The organism is Methanosarcina sp. MTP4 (assembly GCF_000970045.1).
In the GTDB taxonomy this organism is placed as follows: Archaea; Halobacteriota; Methanosarcinia; order Methanosarcinales; family Methanosarcinaceae; genus MTP4.
In genome coordinates this window covers 2319747-2338961 of the sequence record NZ_CP009505.1, presented here as the reverse complement: position 1 = coordinate 2338961, position 19215 = coordinate 2319747, and the positions used below count along the sequence as shown (strand labels likewise).

The following is a 19215-nucleotide window of genomic DNA, read 5'->3' as shown; positions in this document are numbered from 1 at the left end:
TCCGGATTCCGGGTGAGCCGTTGCCCTATTATTTAAATACCGAGGGTTATATTTACTAGAGAATGATCAACGAAGTACTAAGGGTTTTCAGGGAGCTTGATAAAAAGGATTTCAGGGTCCTGACGGGTGTCGAAATGGGTATGAAGCATTTCGAGTGGGTGCCCGCGGAAGACCTGAACAAATATACCAAGTTGCCCTCTGAAAAACTGGACTACAGGCTGAAGAAGCTTGTCAGGAATAATCTGGTTGTCAGGACTTTCCAGCCTTATGAGGGCTACCAGATCTATTTCGAGGGTTACGATGCCCTGGCTCTCAACACTTTCGTTAAGAGGAAAAGCATCAGTGCCATCGGAGATGAGGTTGGGGTAGGGAAAGAGTCCGTGATCTTCGAGGCGATAAAGGAGCCTGAACTGGCAATAGGGGAGCCTATTCCGGTCATCATCAAGTTCCACCGGGAAGGGAGGACCAGTTTCAAGCAGGTCAGAAGGGTCCGCGATCACCTGGGAGAAAGGGAACACTTTTCCTGGATTTATGCCGCCCGCCTGGCAGCCCAGCGGGAATACGGGATCATGACCACCCTTTATCCGAAGGTTTCCATCCCAAAACCAATTGACCAGAACCGGCACGCTATTGTAATGGAACTGGCAAAGGGGAGCATCCTCTCAAAGACGAAGGTCCTGGATCCGGAATGGTACCTGGACGAAATCCTCCGCCAGGTAAAGCTAACCTACTCCCTCGGAATAATCCACGCTGACCTAAGTGAGTATAATATCTTCGTTGCCGAAGACTGTGTCCAGCTAATCGACTGGCCCCAGTATGTCACCCCTGACCATCCTCACGCAGATGAACTGCTGGAAAGGGATGTTTCCAATGTCCTGAACCACTTTTACAAAAAATACGGGACAAAAAGGGACCTTGAGGAGGTTCTCAGGGAAATTAAGAGTGAATGGGAATCCAAGGCTGGAGATGAAGCAGGAAAAGAGATTTCAGGTGAGGCTGGAGAAGAGATCGGAACTGAAACTGAAGCTGACCTTGAAGAAGATTTCGGGGATGACTTTGAAGAAGAAGATTTCGAAGAAGATTTCAAAGAAGATATGCGGGGATGACCTTCGAATAGTAAATTACTGAAAGCGGAAAGACTCCTTATCTCCTTGCCCTTCGTTTTTTCAGGTTAATGGGCCCAATTGATACTTATAGACAAATGAAATAGCCGTATTTCACAGTTAAATATATATTCTCTGAAAAATAATATATAGGTGTCCATGCAAAACAGGATTATCTATGGAATTGACATTGCCAGGGGCTCACCGCGAGCGAAAGAGCTCCCCAGGTATGCCCTGGCAGTCCTCAGAGATGGGGAAATTACCCATCATACCATGCTCCGCCGCCAGAAGGTCCTGAATATGGTTCTTAAGGACCGGCCGGAGATAATTGCCGTGGACAATATCTTTGAGCTGGCTGCGGACCGAAAAGAGCTTATTTCCATTATGAACCGCCTTCCTGACGGCGTAAAGCTCGTCCAGGTTACGGGCGGGCTGCACCCCGAACCCCTTGTCCGGCTTGGGAAAAAGCACGGAATTTCCTTTGACCCGACAAACCCGAACGAGGAAGCCGAAACCTGTGCTCGCCTGGCTGAGCTGGGAGTCGGGCATGTGGTCTCCCTTTTTGAAGACATGACAAAGATCAAGGTCAGCAGGGCACGTTCCCTTGGCCGGGGGGGCTGGAGCCAGAACCGCTACCGAAGAAAGGTCCATGGGTTTGTTCAGCAGCGGAGCCGGGAAATCGAGGACATCCTGAAGAGACTTTCCCGGGAAAAGGGAATCAGGTTTGAAGTCGTGAACGTAAAGGGATTCGGAGGCTATGTAAGGTCCGAGTTCACCGTATATGCAAAACGCGGAGAGATTCCAATACACCCGATGGTCAGCAGCGATGCACAGGTAAGCGTAAAGAATGTGGAACGGGACAGGATCCGCTACATCCCCCTCAAGCAAAAACAGTCCAGACGGCATTTCACGATCGTGGGGATTGACCCCGGGACCACCGTAGGCATAGCTATCCTCTCCCTGGACGGGGACCTCCTCTTTTTGAAAAGTTTCCGGGGAATAGCCCCCGACGAGGTCGTCAAGCTGATTGCCGAATACGGGAAACCCGCCGTTATTGCCAGTGACGTGGCCCCAATGCCGGGTTCGGTCGAAAAGATCAGGAGAAGCTTTAACGCTGCGCCTGCAAGCCCGGGGACTGAAGTCTCTGCCGAGGAGAAAATTGCCCTTGGAAAGCCTTTTGGCTACTCCAACGACCATGAGAGGGACGCGCTAACCGCAGCCCTCCTCACCTATAAAAGCTACAGGAACGTCTTTTCCCGGATTGAAAAGAAAGCCCCTGGGGGGGCCGACCTCGAAATGATCAAGCTCTGGGTAATCCGGGGAGATTCGATTGAAGCTGCCGTTGAAAAGGTGCAAGTCCAGGCCCAGGCCAGGAAAAAGCCCAAAAAGGCCCCAGAGCTTCCCGGAAAGCCCGAGGATATGGCTCTTGAAGAATCGCTCCGGAAAATGAGGGAAACAGTCCAGCAGCAGGGCGAACAGATCCGGAACCTCCAGGAATACGTGAGAGAGTTAAAGCGGGAGGCTGCTGCCAAGGACAGGAAGATCTCAAAGCTTGAGTCAAGGCTGAGAGATTTCAAAAAAGAAGCCTACATGGAAGTCCGGAAGGAAAAAGAGCTCAGGATCAGGGAAAGCACCATCGAGAACCTCAAAAGGGAATTGGTCAGGAAAAACAGGACCCTGAAAGACCTGCGCCGGAGGAGCAAGAAGCTCCGGAAAATCCAGAAAATGGAAGTCCGGGGGGAAGGCACCCCCGTCAAGGTCATCTCTGCCTTTACAAAAGAATCCATTGCCGAAACAAAGGAACACTACGGCCTGAAAGAAGGAGATGTCGTCTTCCTGGAAAACCCCAGCGGAGGCGGGACAGCCACTGCCCAGATCCTGGTGGAAGCCGGGGTAAGAGCAGTCCTTATCCCTGAAGACATCTCCCACGCAGCCGAGGGCACTTTCTTCAAAGGGGGTGTCCCTGTCCTGAAAAACGTGCCCCTTGAAAGGGCTGACGACTTTGCCATGGTCGAGCCTGAAGTCCTGAAAACGGCTATTGCCGAATGGGAAACAGAAGCCGAAACAAAGCGGCAGAAAGCCAAAGAAGACGAACTGCAGAGCATCTTCGATGAGTACAGGAGTGAACGGAGGAGAGGGTTGATTTAAAAGCTCTCTCCAACTTTTCCAAAGTTGATGGAAGCAAAGACCCATCAGTTTTTGGCGAAGACCGGCCGCTGGTGCGCCCGTGGGCTGCTCCCGGGGCCTGGAAATGGGGTGAGCCGCGGGTTTTTGAATATTTATGGCAAAAGGGAACCGGTTTTTAATGGATATTATCAAAACCAGTGCAGCCTGAATGCCTTATCAAACCGCTTTTGCCCCCCGCACGAAGTGCGGCTATTTCAGGAAATTGGCGCAAAGAAAGCTGATTCTAAAACCCAAAAAAGGGAAATAAGCAGTTCTGGCATTATACGACATTCTTAGTTCTCCCGTTGCTCTCAATAGTCATTCGGCTATCTTTTTTGGTAATTCAAATGCCTATTAAAGTTATTTAGATACCCATCAAAGTTATTCAAATACCTCTTAAAGTTACTCAAATATATTTTACAGTCATTCAAATACCTATTACAGTTATCCAAATACCTCTTACAGTTATTCAAATATACTTTTTATCCATCAGGATACTCTTTTCCAGATTCATCTTTAAATTCAAAATGCTTCTGTGCTTGAACTAAATTATCAAATATCATTTTTAGAAAAGGCCGGTCAGCAAGCTGACCGGTGAGAGCGCCGGTACCCAAAAAAAGATCAAAATGGCACGGATTTCGGAATCAATATACTGCTATTCCGCAGGAAACCCGACAGGCTGAAACAAAGACAGATCCGAAAAAAAAGTAAAAATTGATAAAAAAAGTAAAAATTGATAAAAAAAGTAAAAATTGATAAAAAAAGTAAAAATTGATAAAAAAAGTAAAAATTGATAAAAAAAGTAAAAATTGATAAAAAAAGTAAAAATTGATAAAAAAAGTAAAAATTGATAAAAAAAGTAAAAATTGATAAAAAAAGTAAAAATTGATAAAAAAAGTAAAAATTGATAAAAAAAGTAAAAGGAACTAAAAAACGCTTACTTTCTATCAAAGAAAACGTTCTTCCCCGTCACGCTCAGGGGAATTCCTAAAGCCACGTCGGCGTCCAGAAGCCCCGAAACCCTGGCGGCTGCTCCGACGGTGTACATTACCCGGTTGTCAATGCAAAGGTCTTTTGCCCTGGCAACGGCTGATCCCACCGCGATTCCGAGGTCGGCGTACTTGAACATGCAGTTGGGACCTTTGAATTCTTCTTCTACTTTTTGCTGTGCAAGCATCTCTTTGCAGGTCGAAAAACCGCAGGCTCCGCAATTTAAGCCTGCAGCCCCGCTGGCTTTGACCCCTATCAGGACCGCAGCTCCGGCATTCCTGAGGTTGCCTGCGTCCCTTTTCAGGAAGGCGAAGCCTTCGCCTTTCTCGTCGGCGAGTTTTTCCATTGTAGAGGCAAGAACTTCGATATCTTCGGCTTCCACCAGGGCTGTTACTATATCGTCAACTCCTTTGGCTTTCGGGGCGGTCCTGGCAGCCAGGAGGATGCTTTTTGCGAGCGTTTCGAGCACTTCGGATTCAGGATTCAGGATCATGCACGGATTATTGGGGTTTTTCAGGCTTAAGGGTTTCGTGGGTCTTGGAAAGCCCCGGGTCCGGAGTTCTTCTTTTTGTTCTGGTAAATAGGATAGCAGCAGGGATCTATTGGCTTCTAAGAAACGGGGCTCTCACCGGTCAGCTTGCTGACCGGCTTTTCCATGACTGAAATGAAAAAGAAGAAGCAATTTGTAAGACATAACAGCCCTGATCTGAAAAATTATTGGAATTGTTGGTTTAAGTTTGCTTCGGCGAAGTGCACGCAGCTGCCCCTGACTAGCAAAAAATAAAAAATAAGTGTTGAAAATGGCGGTTAATTCTTTTTTTGTTCACTCTTCTCACTCATGGCAGTTTTAGCGGGCAGGCCTCGCTGACGCTCGGAGAAATAACCACGGGAGACGGTAATAACGCTGCTCTGGCCTTACTTAAGCTTGGAAATATGTGTCCCCGGTTGTTTAACAGATTTCAGAAATAGCTCGGGACTATAGACGAAAAATCGGCTTCCGGGATGCTTTTCAACCGAGCAAAAATTTCAAAGCTAACTAAATATTTACCGCCATTAAAAATCATGACGTGGTTAAAAAATACAATGTATATAAAACATTTTAATTATATTAAATAATTAAGATCGGTTGTGATATATACTCGCATGGCATAAGAACAGATGTGAAGATTGAGAGTTTAAGGGTTTCCTCTCAATTTCATGGGGTTGGATCATCGATAGGGAGCCGCGAAAAGGGAACAAGGCCCCTATCATATACTTATTCATCACATAACTTGTCCAATACTTTCGGAGCAAGTATCTGTTTTTTCCAAGTGTTTTGATCCTTATTAAAGCTTATGATTGATTTTACGTTGCATATTTATTATACTAACTTTGCATCGTTATTCAGACCAAACTATTCTTCAATGATTCAATGCCTATATGTTTTTTTAAAAACTAAAGGATTCTCCGTTTGCAGGGGCATAGGCTTCCACACCGGTTTCCTCTGAGATTTCCTCTGATATCCACCGGGCAAAGGCTTCGGTTTTGTCCCCGTGCATTACAAAGACCCTTTCCGTGCCCTTTTTGCAGAACTTCGTTACAACCTGTTTCAGTTCGGAGTCTCCGCTGTGGGCTGAAAAGTCGTACTGTTCAAGTTTCGGTTTCAGGGACAGGACAGTTCCGTTGTTTTCGATGATCCCGTTTTCCACGGCCATCCTTCCGTTTGTGCCTTCTACCTGGTAGCCGGTAAGCAGGATTTTTGAGTTCGGGTCTTTATGGAGCTTGCTCAGGTAGTAGAGCACGGGCCCCCCGTTCAGCATACCGGCGGTGGTGACGATTACTGAGGGTTCTTTAAGGATCTCCGCCCTTTTACTCGGCTTTACGGGCGTGGCATTATCGAAGGCCTGGTCAAGGAGTCTGGGGTTTTTCAGGTATTCGGGATATTTTTTGAGGATTTTGTATACATCCTTTCCCATCCCGTCCACATAAGCGTGGATCCCGTGGGCGTCCAGAAGCATAAGGATTTCCTGGGTCCTGCCGATGGCAAAGGCCGGGATAATAGCTGTTCCCCCCATGTCCAGGGTTTCCCAGACGGATTCGATGAAACGTTCCTCGGTTTCTTTGCGAGGGGTATGTTCTTCCCCGAAATAGGTACTTTCGAGTATGAGGGTGTCGGCTTTCGGGAACTTTTCAGCTCCCGGAACCAGCCTTGTGGCCTGAAGACTGAAATCACCCGTATAAAAAAGACTTTCTCCTGCTTCGGATTCCAGGTAAATGCCCGAAGCCCCGGGGATGTGCCCTGCCCCATAGAAACGGGCTTTGTAACCATGGGTCATGAATTCCGTCCCCGTGTCGGTCTTCTGGATGGAGCGGGAGAGCTTTTGCAGGTCGTCAGGGTCAAAGGGGGCCACGCCCGAGAGGGTCCTTTCCGCAAGTTTTAGGGTATCTCTCCCCAGAAGCCCGGTAAACTCCGCAGTCGGCGGGGTCATGAAGACTTCCGGGTTCATGTACATGAGGTTCGGGACTGCCCCGCAGTGGTCCAGGTGCCCGTGGGAAATAAGCACGCTTTTGGGTTCCATACCGTTCTGGGGGTATTCGGGGATATCCCCTGCCTTAATTCCGTAATCGAGCAGGACCTCCTCATTGACGAGTAAACCTGAACGTCCGACTTCCCTGCATCCGCCTTTAAAACTAAACTCCAATATTCCAACTCCTTGAAAACTTATTAAAAACTTATTAAAAAAAATATTGAAATTTGGTAATAAGCCCTGTGAAATAAAGAAGCTTTCCTTTCTGTTTCGGGCTTTTCTACCAGTTGAAAAAAGACTGAATTTTATAAATAAGTATCTGACAGAAGAAGGTTTTACCGGGATTTTGGAAGCTTCCGGCAATTTTGTACCGGGCACTCTGCTTTATAAAAATTCAGAAGTTTCTGCCAGCCCAAAATTTATTTTCAATAAGCCAGCAGCTTTCTACAGTTTTACGATTTCTACAGGTTGGGCGGGTTCAGCAGCTTTCAATAGCTGCCCCGCAGGTTACCTGCCAGTTTTTGATCTTCTTTATGCTGATATTGGTAACTTTCGCAAGTTCGAAAGGATTGGCTTTGATCAGGTCTTCGACGGTTGAGATCCCCGCTTCCCCGAGTTTTTCTGCCGTAACCTTCCCGACCCCGTTGATTTCCTTGATGGATTTCGGGCGTTCTTGATCGGGGATTTTGTCCTGTTCTTCCTGTTTTGCCTTCTGCCATTCAATGAAATTGCACTGGGGACAGCCAAGGTCCCAGGGGCGTTTTCCATAATTGACTATGCGGAGGTGGTGTATTCCGTGCTCCTTGCAAATCTTATCCGTAACCACAATCTGCCCGCTCCTGGGCAGGGGCAGGGAAAAAGTGCAGTCCGGGTAGTTACTGCAGCCTATGAAACGGCCTCCCCGCTTAGAACGGCGGACCATTATCTCGTTTCCGCAGTCAGGACAGTTACCGATGATCTTGTCTTCCCGGAGCCCTGCCTGCAGGGATTCCACAACTTTGTCCCGGTTCTTTTCCAGTTCCGAAAAGACCTCTTTTAACATCTCTCTCGATTCCTCAAGGACTTCGGCTTCCGAGATCTTACCTTCGGCGATCCTGTCCATGTTTTCCTCAAGGATCTGGGTCATGTCGGGTTTGGTGATCGTCGGGGAATATTTCTCAAGGGTATCCATGACGGCAAAAGAGGTCTTCGTGGGCTGGACCTGGGTCCCGTGGATATAAGCCCTGGAATAGAGCTTGCTGATGATCTCGTGCCTGGTGGCTTTCGTCCCGAGCCCGAGCTCTTCCATCATGTTGATCAGGCGCCCCTGCCCGTAGCGACCGGGAGGCTGGGTCTCCTTGTCGAGCATCTCCTTCTTTGCCACTTTCAGGGTTTCCCCTTCCGAAAGTTCAGGGAGCAGCCTGTCTTCGGGCTTGTTGTAGTCGTAGTACCATCTCCAGCCAGGGACAACAAGCCTTGCCCCGCTTGCCTTGAACTCTTCTTCGTTTATGTCAAGCTTTATGCGCAGGGTCTCCCATTCGCTGGGCTCGGCAAAGGTTGCAAAAAAGCGCCTGACCACCAGTCCGTAGACCTTCCATTCGTCCTCTTTCAGCTCCGATTCCTTTGCAAGGGAAGCCGGGTAAATCGGGGGGTGGTCGGTAGTTTCCTTTTTCCCACGGGTGGGCTTGAGCTCCTTTTTCGCCAGCAAGGCGTTTGCGTACTCCTGGAAGGGCCCTTCCGTGAAAATTTCGATCTGGGCCCTGAGGTCCAGGGTTTCGGGATAGACTGTGTTGTCGGTCCTGGGATATGAGATGTACCCGTTTGTATAGAGGGATTCGGCTATGCGCATAGCGTTTGAGGGAGTAAGCCCTATTGCGTTTGCAGCGCTGATGAAGCCCGTGGTATTAAATGGAGTAGGGGGCTGGTCGAGCCGGTTTCCCCTTTCTATTTCCTGCACGGTTGCCTTTTTTCCAAGTTTTGCAAAGACCCTGTCAGCTTCCTCTTTCTCCAGGAAGCGCCGGGTCGCGTGCTGGGCGGGAAAAGTTTCTTTTTTGCCGTTTTCGAGTTCGGCATGGATTTCCCAGTAAGGGGTGGAGACAAAGGCTTCCCTCTCTTTTTCCCTGTCCACGATCAGGGAGAGGGTTGGGGACTGGACCCTGCCTACGGACAGGAACATCCTCCCGAGCCTGCCTGCGGCAAGGGATATGTAGCGGGTCAGGGCTGCACCCCAGACCAGGTCGATGACCTGCCTGGAATGCCCGGCATCTGCTAGGTTGAAGTCCACAGGAGTAGGGTTTGAAAATGCATCTTCAATGGCTTTCGGGGTAATGGCGCTGTAGCGGACCCTGTCAAAACCGATGTCAGGGCTCACCTTTTTTATGATATTGAGAGCTTCGACTCCGATCAGTTCCCCTTCCCGGTCATAGTCAGTGGCAATTGTAACCTTTCCGGCTTCTTTCCCGAGCTTCCTCAGGGCGGCCACGATCTTCCTGTTAATGGGAGTCGTTATGATGTCGGCACCTATCAGGTCTTTTGCATCGACCTTCTGCCAGTTGTTGTATTCCTTTGGAAAATCAATCCCGACTATGTGCCCGGAAAGCCCGATGACAATAGTTTCCTGCTTATTCTTGCCGGTAACTATTTCGTACTGGTAGGTATCCACTCCGCTGACCCTTTCTTTTTTAGGGCTTTTCGGTGCCAGGATTGCGGCTATCCTCCTCGCCGCGATATTCTTTTCCGTTACGATAAGATGCATTTGAAACTCCAGTATAATTTTTTATATATTTTTTTGCTGAAATGTCAGCGTACCCCGAAATTAATCTCCGTTTGACTGTAGAATGGTTCTTTATTTCTTGAGTTTCCTTCTTGAATATAAATTTTTGGATTGGATTTTATAATAAACTGTTGAACTTTTCCGAGAAAAATCGGGCTCAATAGCCTTCATACATCCAAAATTTATGTGCTGTGATTCCCTGTGCGCTCTTTCCCTCCATCTCCTCTCCTTCAGCCATAGTCCCTTATCCTTGATTATTCACCCGGTTCTTTCCTCTATCAGCCTGAAAGCGGTTTCAACGGCTTCTTTCGGGTTTTTCGCCCGCTGCGTCCCTTCGATTTTCCACTTTGATTCAAGTACGACCACCGGCTTTCCCATCTTCAGGCCGAGCGCAATTTCCGAGAGAGTCCCGTACTCCCCGCCCACGGCTATCAGGGCGTCCGAAGACTGGGCTATCAGCGCGTTCCTGGCGTGTCCCATCCCGCTCAGGATAGCAACGTCGATCCAGGGATTTGCATCTTCTCTCCGGATTCCTGGAAGGACCCCGAGGGTCGTCCCTCCTTCCTTTTTTGCCCCGCGAGACGCAGCTTCCATAACTCCCCCGAGTCCCCCGCAGAGGAGCAAAGCTCCCTTCCTGGCAATTTCCCTGCCCACAGCTTCCGCATTGGATTCCACTTCCTCACTGCAGGCGCCTGCCCCGATGACTCCGATCTGTTTTTGGATCCCGGTGACCATAAATAATAACGCTCCTTTACCTGAGTTTGAGAAATTGTTTTTGAGAAATTGTTTTTGAGAAATTGTTTTTGAGAAATTGTTTTTGAGAAATTGTTTTTGAGAAATGGTTATATGTAATAGCTCTGGATTCTCACTATTTCACTGCTGTTTTTTGCTTTCGAATAATCCTCTAGAGGTTCATGGTTCAATTCCAGGAAACTGTGTCCCCAGTTAAATTTAGAAAGGACTTTTTCAGCCTGCTCCTTATGCCCCAGAATATAGAGGGCTGCTGCAAAAGCCTCGGCTGAGTTGAGCTTGAAAGGTCTTCCGAAGTTTACCGGGTTTCCCGCAAGCAGGTAGGGAAGGGCCCGGTGCTGGAGGTTCAGCTTTTCAAGTTCGGGAAAAACCCTCTCGACTTCTTCCCAGGAGCAGTCAAGCACGATTATTCCCTTTTCCGTGCTGTCAGCCGGAGATATGGCTTTTTCGGCAAATGGGTCAAGGAGAATTGCCGAGCGAGGTAGTTTTGATATTTTCTCAAAAAGGCGGGCAAGCTCAAAGCGGGCCATTTTTTTGCCTGTGCATTTTTTAGGGTTGCACTGTCCTGCGTGGTAGATGTAAAGGGGAATGTCCCGGGGCTTTATTGAATTCATCGGTTATCCTCTGGAATGTGGAAGTTATAGGTTTTATTCATTTCCTGTTTCTATTCATTTCCTGTTTCTATTCATTTCCTGTTTCTATTCATTTCCTGTTTCTATTCATTTCCTGTTTCTATTCATTTCTTTGTTTAGCTGTTTTCTGGTTTATCCATTTTTGCATTAGCAAAACGACTTCGAATCAACGACATTGAACTGAATCGGTCATTTGTTTTAAAAGGCTTGTTGCAAAAGAGCTGTTATGGAAGTCAAAATTACGGGGATCTGTCAGGCAGTGGATACGTTCCGGAATAGACTGCCCGTTGAAGTGAAATTCAGAATCAATGTTATGTTATTAGGGTTGTGAGGATGTGAAAAAATTAGAATATTTGAGCAGGTTAGGCGAAATTATTTCAGGATAAAACAGAAGGGGTTTTCTACATTTGAAAGTAAACTGGTCTATGAACAGAGATTTTTTTTTTGATATTTAAAAATGAACGAGTTTATATATTATAATTTATATATATTTAATAATATCACTACACCGAGTCCGACCGGATGTGGAAATGTTTAATCGAAACAGGTGTTTAAGTAAAAACCGGTCTCCATATCGATTTAGTGATATGACTGAAGAATTTCATTGAAGAATTTCATTGAAGAATTTCATTGAAGAATTTCATTGCCGCCTGCGTCATGCCAGGTGTCTTTAAAGGTGGAATTGCTATCTTTCGCAAACCGTCACCTTTCTCAAAGGGTTTGTCCCAAAAACGGAGGATTCTCGGGGACGAGCTGTGAGGTGGAGACAAGTTGTGATTACATTAGTGTTTTTTTCACCAATGCATTGCCCGGCAGAAGAACGTGTCCGTCTTTGGAAGTGGGGAAAGACGATGTATTCTCTTTGACTCCGGCCTGGCCTGTATGTGCTTTACCCTGGGGTGGGGAATTTACTGTTTAAGACAAAATGGTGTTTCTTATAGCCACCTCCGTATTTGCGCCGGGCAGAGGACAGTATTGACGTTGAGGCACTGAATAGAATTTTGGAGGTGGAATATATGGAACAATCAACTGCTGCTGACTATGGTACAGGGTATGAAGCCCTGGAGGCACCGTGGTGGTTAGTTATCCTGGAAGGAATTGTTGCCATTATTATCGGCATATTCCTCCTGTACAGTCCGGGGATTACCACCATCGTACTCCTGAGGATCCTGGCCATCTTCTGGCTTTTGGGCGGAATTATTTCGATTATAGGGGTGTTGTTTAACAGGGATGATTGGTTCTGGAAGCTGCTTTCGGGTGTCCTGAGCATCATTGCCGGAGCCCTTGTCCTGATGTACCCTATCCTCAGCCCCTTTGTAGTTCTAGCATTATTCGTTATAATTCTTGGAGTATGGGCTGTCATAAGCGGAGCTATCAAAATCGCCTGGGGCCTTAAAGGAGGGGGTTGGGGGGTGGGAATCCTAGGAGTCCTGACCCTGATCATCGGGATACTCCTGCTAAGCGACCCGCTGGCCGGAACCCTGGCTCTGCCGTGGTTATACGGGCTCTTCCTTGTTGCCGGGGGAATCGGGGCACTTATCATAGGATTCAAAATGCGTTCCTGAAAAAGGGTCACGAACCGTGTGCATCCTGTGAGATGAAAGGGAATTTTTTCCCTTTCAACAATCATTAGGAGGTATCAGGAGCTCTGGCATAAGACGGATTTGCCATTTAAAACGTTGTTTACACTCTGTTAGAAGGCTTCGGTATCTTACCTAGGACCCGGAGAATTAATTAGATCAGAATAAAGAGAGATGATCTGGAGAATAAAAGAGATACTAATAGGGGGATTTGAACATGGAAAGACCTATAGGTGTAACTATTCTGGCCATTGGGGCTGCCCTTCTGGCAGTGATCAATGGTATCATAATGATTCGGTTCCTGGGATTTTTACCCTTCCTGGGACCGCTTGATGTCCGCGTTTTCAACCTTTGGTATGCGTTTCTGTACGGCCTGCTGGCTTACGTATGGGCGTGGCTTACCGGGATGCTCTGGAATGTGGACCCGCAGGCCTGGCTATTCCTGGCTGTTATCGTTGTCTTCAACCTCTGTATAGACTTTGTGGTGCTAATCACCGGAGGTACATGGTATGATATCAACGTTTCAGTCATCCTGAACGGTCTCCTTCTTGTATACATCATGCTGCCCGGGGTAAGGAGTGCATTCGGAACGGATTGAAGTGGAACGGATTGAAAAGGAAAAAACCGAAACTGGTGAAAAAGTCTCCCGATAGCCTGCTCTGGCTTCAATTATCGGGGGGTTTCCGGGCAGTCAGTCTTCAGTCAAAGGTTAGTCAGCAGAATTGTTGGGAGTGGGTCCTTTGCTTCAGGGCCGGTGAGATCGAACCTTATTTCCCTTTAGCAGAGGCTGTAACATGGAGAGAAAGATCGTACTTGTCGCACTCACGCTTGCAATGTTCGTGCTCGTTATTGACACGACAATCATGAACGTCTCGATTTCGGCACTTATCAGTGACTTCAATACGGACGTGACCACTGTCCAGGGTGCCATTACCCTGTATGCACTTGTTATGGCATCCCTGATGATCACAGGGGGAAAGATAGGGGATATCATCGGGAGAAAACGGGCATTCAGGCTCGGACTGGTGATATATGGGGTGGGGTCGTTTCTGACGGCAATCAGCCCGACAATAGCTGTACTGTTCGTGGGCTGGTCGATCCTTGAAGGGCTTGGGGCAACCCTTGTCATGCCTGCTATCCAGACCCTCGTGACCTCAAACTACAAAGGTGAGGACCGTGCCATAGCTTATGGAATACTTGGGGGAGTCGTTGCAAGCGGAATTGCCCTCGGGCCCATTATAGGAGGCTGGCTGACAACTGTATACACCTGGCGGCTTGCCTTTGCCGGAGAAGTGGTGGTGGTAATCATTGTCCTGGCATTAAGCCGGGCTATCCTGGACGCACCTCTCGAGGCCGGAGAAGAACCGAAGCTGGATGTAATCGGGTCTATACTCTCCGCGCTGGGGATGGGGCTTATCGTTTTTGGCATATTGCTGGCAGGGACTTACGGCTGGTGGGAAGCACGTCAGACTTTCTCCATAGCAGGGATTGAAATTTCCCCGTTCGGCCTTTCCCCAACCCCCGTATTCATTGTAGCAGGAGTCGTTATCCTGCTGGGCTTTGCCGCCTGGGAACGCCATGTCATTAGCAGTGGGGGAATGCCTCTCGTAAGGCTCGACGTGCTCAGGGACCGCAGGGTCACATCGGGAATCTTCATCCAGCTGGTCCAGACCCTCCTTTTCGGAGGTTTCCTGTTCAGCATAGCCCTCTTCCTTCAGATCGTCCTGGGCTTGAACGCGATGCAGACAGGCTTTGTCTACCTGCCTCTTTCCATACCGCTTTTAATCGCCTCGCTAACGGCATCCCGGCTCTCTATCTTCATTGCCCCGAAACGCATTATCCAGGTGGGACTGGTCATACTTCTCGCAGGGCTTTTCCTGGCTATCGCAACCATTGACGTGGAGGTCAGAGGGCTTGGTCTTATGACCGGGTTTGCCCTGGTAGGTATAGGCGGGGGGCTCATAGCGTCCCAGGTAATGAACCTCGTGCTTTCTCAGGTAGTTCCCGAAAGGACCAGCGAGACGGCTGCCCTGATGGGCACTTCCCAGAACCTGGGCATGGCCATCGGGACTGCGCTGATGGGCTCTCTCCTGGTTGCAGGCCTGGCAGTAGGAGCCATTACCTTAATCGATGACAGTACTGCCATTCCGGAGGACCTCAAGCCCGACCTGGTATCTGCGGTAGAAGAGAATGTGCAATTTTTGAGCGACGAAGAACTGCAGGCCGCCCTGGAAGGTGTCCCCCCTGACCTTGGCGAAGAAATCCTGAGGATAAACGAAATAGCCCGTATTAAGGGGATAAGAACTACCTTATTGGGGCTGGTGATCGTCACAATATTCGGCATAATCGTCTCGATCTTCCTGCCGCCTGAAATCCTTGTGCCTAAAGAAGAATAAAAATTGGTTTGAGCTCAGGCTTTGAGCTCAACTTTTTAATTCGGTTTTTTCATTCCTGAAAGGATTTTTTCAGTTTTTATTTCTGCAATCACTTTTTAGTTTTTAATTCCAAGAACACTTTTTCAGTTTTCCATCTCTGCAAGCACTTTTTCAGCCTTTTCCCTTACTTCCGTAAATATGTCCCTGCCTTTAGAATCAATCCCCACGATAAGAGGGCCGAACTCCTCGACTTTCAGGACCCAGACAGCTTCGGGCATCCCCAGGTCAAGCCAGTGGACGGTTTTTACTTCCTTTATCAGTTCGGCGGCAAGGGCTGCACAACCTCCGGTGTAGGCAAGATAGACACATTTGTCTTTCATGGCTTCGGATACATTTTTCATCCCGCCTTTCCCGATGACTGCCCGCACGTTGTGGGTTTCCAGGAGCGGAGGGGTCATCTTTGACATCCTGCCGCTGGTGGTGGGGCCGGCTGAGACCACTTTCCATCCCCGCTTCCCTTCCTCCCCTTCTTCTCTTTCTTTTTCCTCTTCGTCTTTTCCTTCCCCTATTTGCTGTATGAGGGGGCCGCAGTGGTAGATTACCGCTCCTTCCAGGGAGAAAGGAAGCTCTTCTCCTTTTTCCGCAAATTCCAGGATGCGGGCATGGGCTTCGTCCCGGGCTGTCAGGATCTCTCCGGAGATATAGACTATGTCCCCGGTTTCGAGCTTTTTGACGTCCTCCGGGCTCAGCGGGGTCTTCAGGTGCCACTCCATTATTCATCCCCCCTGAATACGATTGAAGCGTGCCGGTTTGCCCAGCACTGGATGTTCAGCGCAACAGGAAGGGAAGCCGTGTGGCAGTGGGCGGTTCTTACGTGGACTGCAAGGGCGGTTGTGCTTCCCCCTAGCCCCATGCACCCGATTCCAAGGGTGTTTACGGCTTCCAGGATTTCCTCTTCAAACTCGTTCATGGGAATGTCAAGGGGTTCCAGAAGAGCTTCTTTTGCAAGCCTGGCAGATTTGTCAAAAGAGCCTCCGATCCCTATCCCGAGAGTAAGGGGAGGGCAGGGCATCCCGCCAGCGCTTGTTACTGTTTCGAGCACGAATTTCTTGATACTTCCCACTTCAGTGGGGTTCAGCATCCGAAGAGCGCTCATATTTTCCGAACCCGCACCTTTGGGGGCAACCGTGATTTTCAGCTGCTTTCCCGGCACAAGTTTCCAGTTGATGTCCGGGATCCCGTTTCCAGTATTGTCCCCGCTATTTTTCCGGGTCAGGGGGTCCACGGCGTTGGGGCGGAGCGGGATTTCCTTTGTTGCAAGGGCGGATGCTTCCCGGATTGCAGCTTCAAGATCAAACCCTGCATGGAACTCGCTTCCAAGCTCCACAAAAAAGATCAGGATGCCTGTGTCCTGGCAGATGGGAACTCCGTGGGTTTCGGCAATTTCGATGTTTTTCAAGATTGCCTGGAGCTGGGACTTTGCAACAGGGTTTTCCTCACTGGCCTCGGCTTTTTTGATAGCATTTACAACATCATCGGAAAGTCCGGTTTCCGCTTTTCTGAGAAGGTCCACAAGAGACCTGATAAAAGTTTCACGGCTAGGTTTTGAAGACAAAAAGACCACCATTGTATAGAAGAAAGGAATTTTTTACAGTTTTTTCTGTGTCATGAATTTTAGGATTTATGTGAGGGTTAAAAATTTGACCGTATTTGTTAGCCTTAAGTCTTTCCTGCTTTAAAAAAGAGTGCTCTGTTTTGAAAAAAAGTGCTTGGGGATCTAAAGTGGCATATTTCTTACGAGACATGGAGTTAGGGAGTTATGTTTTCATGAAGATTATCAGGTAGAGTAAAAGGAACAGGTTTTTCCCAGATTATCAATATGTATTGATTCCGATATATAATATCAATCAAGTATAAATTGACCACCTTAATTCCTCCGTTTGAGTTTATTGTAATATTTCCTTCATGGATTCCGGAATCCAGCTTATCCACTTGAACCTCAACTGTTACTGTGCCTGAATTTGTTCCACTTTCCGGGCTCAGGTTTATCCATGGTTTATCGGCACTCGCTTCCCACTCGAGGGTTTCCTCTCCGACATTTGATATCTCTAATTCCTTTTTTGATTCCCTCTTTATCAAACTGAAGTTAAAATATAGTGGGTCCGGATCAACGGCCAAAATAGGATCCCGACTTTCAGTTAAAGGTTCCACCGACAGGTAGACCGGGCACTGTTCCGTTCCTGCAGGCGATTCTATGGTAATGGTTCCTTCGTACGTCCCTTCTTCCATATCCTCCGCATCAACCTGAACAATAACGTTGCACGTATTTGCTCCTCTTTTCGGGCTCAGGTTTATCCATGGCTGGTCCGAGCTTGTCGTCCATAACAGAACTCCGGCTCCGGGATTTGATATTTGGAATTGATCCGAATCGGATTCCCCTTCTGCAAGGTTAAAGCTCATGTCACCTTCGGATACCGATAGTGAGGGCATAATACAAAGGGCCGTGGCGACTATAAAGGGAATCAGTATGTAAATTGCTATTTTTACAGTCAGAGGTATGTTTTTAAAAGAAAGTGCTGCTCTGCCCGGAAGTGATATTTTTATTTTTAAAGGTTTTTCAAGTACTCCACTTATTTGCTCGATTGCTTTTTCACCCGTTATGTTGCCGTCAAGGATACCTTTTACGATTTCATCGGAGGCTTCTTTGAACCTGGAGAGTTTCTCCTCGTTAGTCAGGTCTTTAAGCTGGTTTTCTAACTTTTTTGTTTCTTTCTCACTCAAATTCCTGGTTTTGTTTTTTAAGGCTTTTTTAAGTGCCTCTGAATTGAGCTCCCGGACATACTTTTGCGTTATTTCTTTTGCAAGGTCTTCAACTTGTTCTTTGATTTCTTCATTGTCCTGATTGCCCCCCATAATCTCCCCTCACCAGCTCAAATGGACCTCCCGTTTAAACGGACCTGCTATGCCTGGCAGCCTCCTGGATTTTTTCGCTGCAGCTTTCAACGTCTTCAACCATACATTCGGCTATTGTTTCCAGCATCCCGTCGAATAGAGCAAGCGCTACGAAATTTTGTGGCAATTTTGCCTCAATCTCCTGCTTGATTTCGTTTGCTTTGTCCTTACAAACTTCCTCAATATTCAGGGCTCGTATTATGTCCAGTTCCGCCTCGGGAACTCCTTCACTTTCTTCTTCTATTTCATTCAATATCCTCTCACAGAACCTGTCCCCCCGGCGTTCCAGAATGGGGCAGGTTTTACTTTTTATGCGGTCCTTCACCTTATTTTTGGCAGTTTCCGAAGCCACTTCTTCCAGGATATCTCTTGCATTTTTTATTCCGATGCCTCCGATGTTCGGGAGTCCGGTATCAAAACATTCATCCAGCCCGCTTATAATTCCGTTTTTAACCCCTTCTTTCACTCCTTCTTCGACCCCGTTTATTATGGCAGAGACGATTTCACTTTTTATTAACTCATAATTATTTTCACACAGTCCTTCGATGTTCTCCCGTACCCTGGTTTCTGCGTTTGAATTTTCTTTCTCCCCCATAGCCCTTACCTCTATCAAAATATGGGACTCTTATTCCTTGAATTTCAAAAAAGGATTAAAAATCCTTTAATTCTTCGAATAAACGTGATTTATTTTTATATTATTTAATATAATAATATCCATTTTTGAGGGTAGCAGAAAAATAGGTCAGGAAAAAAGTAGCTGATCAGCAAAAGGGATATGAAGAAAATATCAATATGTTCCGTTATTGTCTTTTATAGCCTCATAGTGAAGCCAGATATAATTCCAAATATTCAAAATAAGATTCCGGTTTCTTTTCCCAAATTACCCGAAGCAGGCGGATACGCTTGCTTGTCAGGATTTTTGCGATATCTTCGGGAGTTCAGGCGATTATTTTTGGTTTCTGTTCCCCGACTTTTCCTGCTTCAGTCTCGCTTTCACCTGGGTAAATAACCACGGGTCACGGTAAAAACTGCTGCTATGGCTTTAAGTCCGCTTGAACGCAGCGAAACGGACCTCGTACTGTTTCGCTTTCATTGCGACTAAAAGAAAAATCATAGATCTTTCTGATTCCAGGCAGCAACTTGACTTTCGAAGTTCTACAAAAACCGACCCTCATATTCCTTCAATTCAATCGATTTTCCACTTTTGGTCCCTTCCAAAATCGCGGTCTGGGCGTAAAAATGGAATAATGAAAAAAAAGCGGTGGGTTTACATAAATTTAAGGAAAGAACGGCATATGCGAGAATGAGAGGTGATGATCTGACTATATACCGCTCTTCATATTACTGATTGAATGTAACTATTTTAATTTTTGCTTAACAGCGTTATTAAAAAACGGTTAAATTCCAT

At 47.4% G+C, this 19215-nt stretch carries 14 protein-coding genes; 5 read left to right on the top strand and 9 right to left on the bottom strand.

All coding sequences use genetic code 11. The features are described from left to right. Positions 1-62: 62 nt before the first annotated feature. Both MSMTP_RS09725 and MSMTP_RS09720 read left to right on the top strand, forming a co-directional pair. Positions 63-1106: a serine/threonine-protein kinase RIO2 gene (locus MSMTP_RS09725; RefSeq protein ID WP_048178845.1), complete on the top strand. Its 1044-nt coding sequence runs from the start codon at positions 63-65 to the stop codon at positions 1104-1106. Positions 1107-1262: 156 nt separating this feature from the next. Then, the gene (locus tag MSMTP_RS09720; RefSeq protein WP_231582743.1) at positions 1263-3251 is read left to right on the top strand and encodes a DUF460 domain-containing protein; all 1989 of its coding nucleotides are present in this window, start codon (positions 1263-1265) and stop codon (positions 3249-3251) included. 955 nt (positions 3252-4206) lie between these two features. Here MSMTP_RS09720 and MSMTP_RS09715 read toward each other — a convergent pair. The 5 genes from MSMTP_RS09715 to MSMTP_RS09695 form a co-directional block, all read right to left on the bottom strand. Then, positions 4207-4752, bottom strand: a complete 546-nt coding sequence (locus tag MSMTP_RS09715; RefSeq protein WP_048178841.1) for a ferredoxin domain-containing protein — start codon at positions 4750-4752, stop codon at positions 4207-4209. 934 nt (positions 4753-5686) lie between these two features. Beyond that, positions 5687-6940: an MBL fold metallo-hydrolase gene (locus MSMTP_RS09710; RefSeq protein WP_048178839.1), complete on the bottom strand. Its 1254-nt coding sequence runs from the start codon at positions 6938-6940 to the stop codon at positions 5687-5689. Between the two features lie 304 nt (positions 6941-7244). Beyond that, the gene (locus tag MSMTP_RS09705; RefSeq protein WP_048178837.1) at positions 7245-9500 is read right to left on the bottom strand and encodes a DNA topoisomerase I; all 2256 of its coding nucleotides are present in this window, start codon (positions 9498-9500) and stop codon (positions 7245-7247) included. Between the two features lie 276 nt (positions 9501-9776). Continuing rightward, complete coding sequence (locus tag MSMTP_RS09700; protein ID WP_048178835.1) at positions 9777-10253, bottom strand: TIGR00725 family protein; 477 nt, start codon at positions 10251-10253, stop codon at positions 9777-9779. 107 nt (positions 10254-10360) lie between these two features. Next, complete coding sequence (locus MSMTP_RS09695) at positions 10361-10882, bottom strand: DUF367 family protein (protein WP_048178833.1); 522 nt, start codon at positions 10880-10882, stop codon at positions 10361-10363. Positions 10883-11916: 1034 nt separating this feature from the next. Here MSMTP_RS09695 and MSMTP_RS09690 point away from each other — a divergent pair. From MSMTP_RS09690 to MSMTP_RS09680, 3 genes are all read left to right on the top strand, one after another. Beyond that, positions 11917-12465 (top strand): HdeD family acid-resistance protein, encoded by a 549-nt coding sequence (locus MSMTP_RS09690; protein WP_048183278.1) that lies wholly within the window; start codon positions 11917-11919, stop codon positions 12463-12465. Between the two features lie 232 nt (positions 12466-12697). Then, entirely contained in the window at positions 12698-13078 is a 381-nt protein-coding gene (locus MSMTP_RS09685) for a hypothetical protein (protein WP_048178831.1), read from the top strand. A 196-nt stretch (positions 13079-13274) separates the two neighbouring features. Continuing rightward, the gene (locus tag MSMTP_RS09680; RefSeq protein ID WP_048178829.1) at positions 13275-14876 is read left to right on the top strand and encodes an MFS transporter; all 1602 of its coding nucleotides are present in this window, start codon (positions 13275-13277) and stop codon (positions 14874-14876) included. A 122-nt stretch (positions 14877-14998) separates the two neighbouring features. Here MSMTP_RS09680 and MSMTP_RS09675 read toward each other — a convergent pair whose 3' ends face one another. The 4 genes from MSMTP_RS09675 to MSMTP_RS09660 form a co-directional block, all read right to left on the bottom strand. Beyond that, positions 14999-15628: a FumA C-terminus/TtdB family hydratase beta subunit gene (locus tag MSMTP_RS09675; protein ID WP_048178827.1), complete on the bottom strand. Its 630-nt coding sequence runs from the start codon at positions 15626-15628 to the stop codon at positions 14999-15001. Then, the gene (locus tag MSMTP_RS09670; protein WP_369799586.1) at positions 15628-16470 is read right to left on the bottom strand and encodes a fumarate hydratase; all 843 of its coding nucleotides are present in this window, start codon (positions 16468-16470) and stop codon (positions 15628-15630) included. The genes MSMTP_RS09675 and MSMTP_RS09670 overlap by 1 nt, the downstream gene beginning before the upstream one ends. Before the next feature lie 194 nt (positions 16471-16664). Next, positions 16665-17768 (bottom strand): BACON domain-containing protein, encoded by a 1104-nt coding sequence (locus tag MSMTP_RS09665; protein WP_048178821.1) that lies wholly within the window; start codon positions 17766-17768, stop codon positions 16665-16667. 34 nt (positions 17769-17802) lie between these two features. Beyond that, positions 17803-18402: a hypothetical protein gene (locus MSMTP_RS09660; RefSeq protein ID WP_048178819.1), complete on the bottom strand. Its 600-nt coding sequence runs from the start codon at positions 18400-18402 to the stop codon at positions 17803-17805. Positions 18403-19215 lie beyond the last annotated feature (813 nt).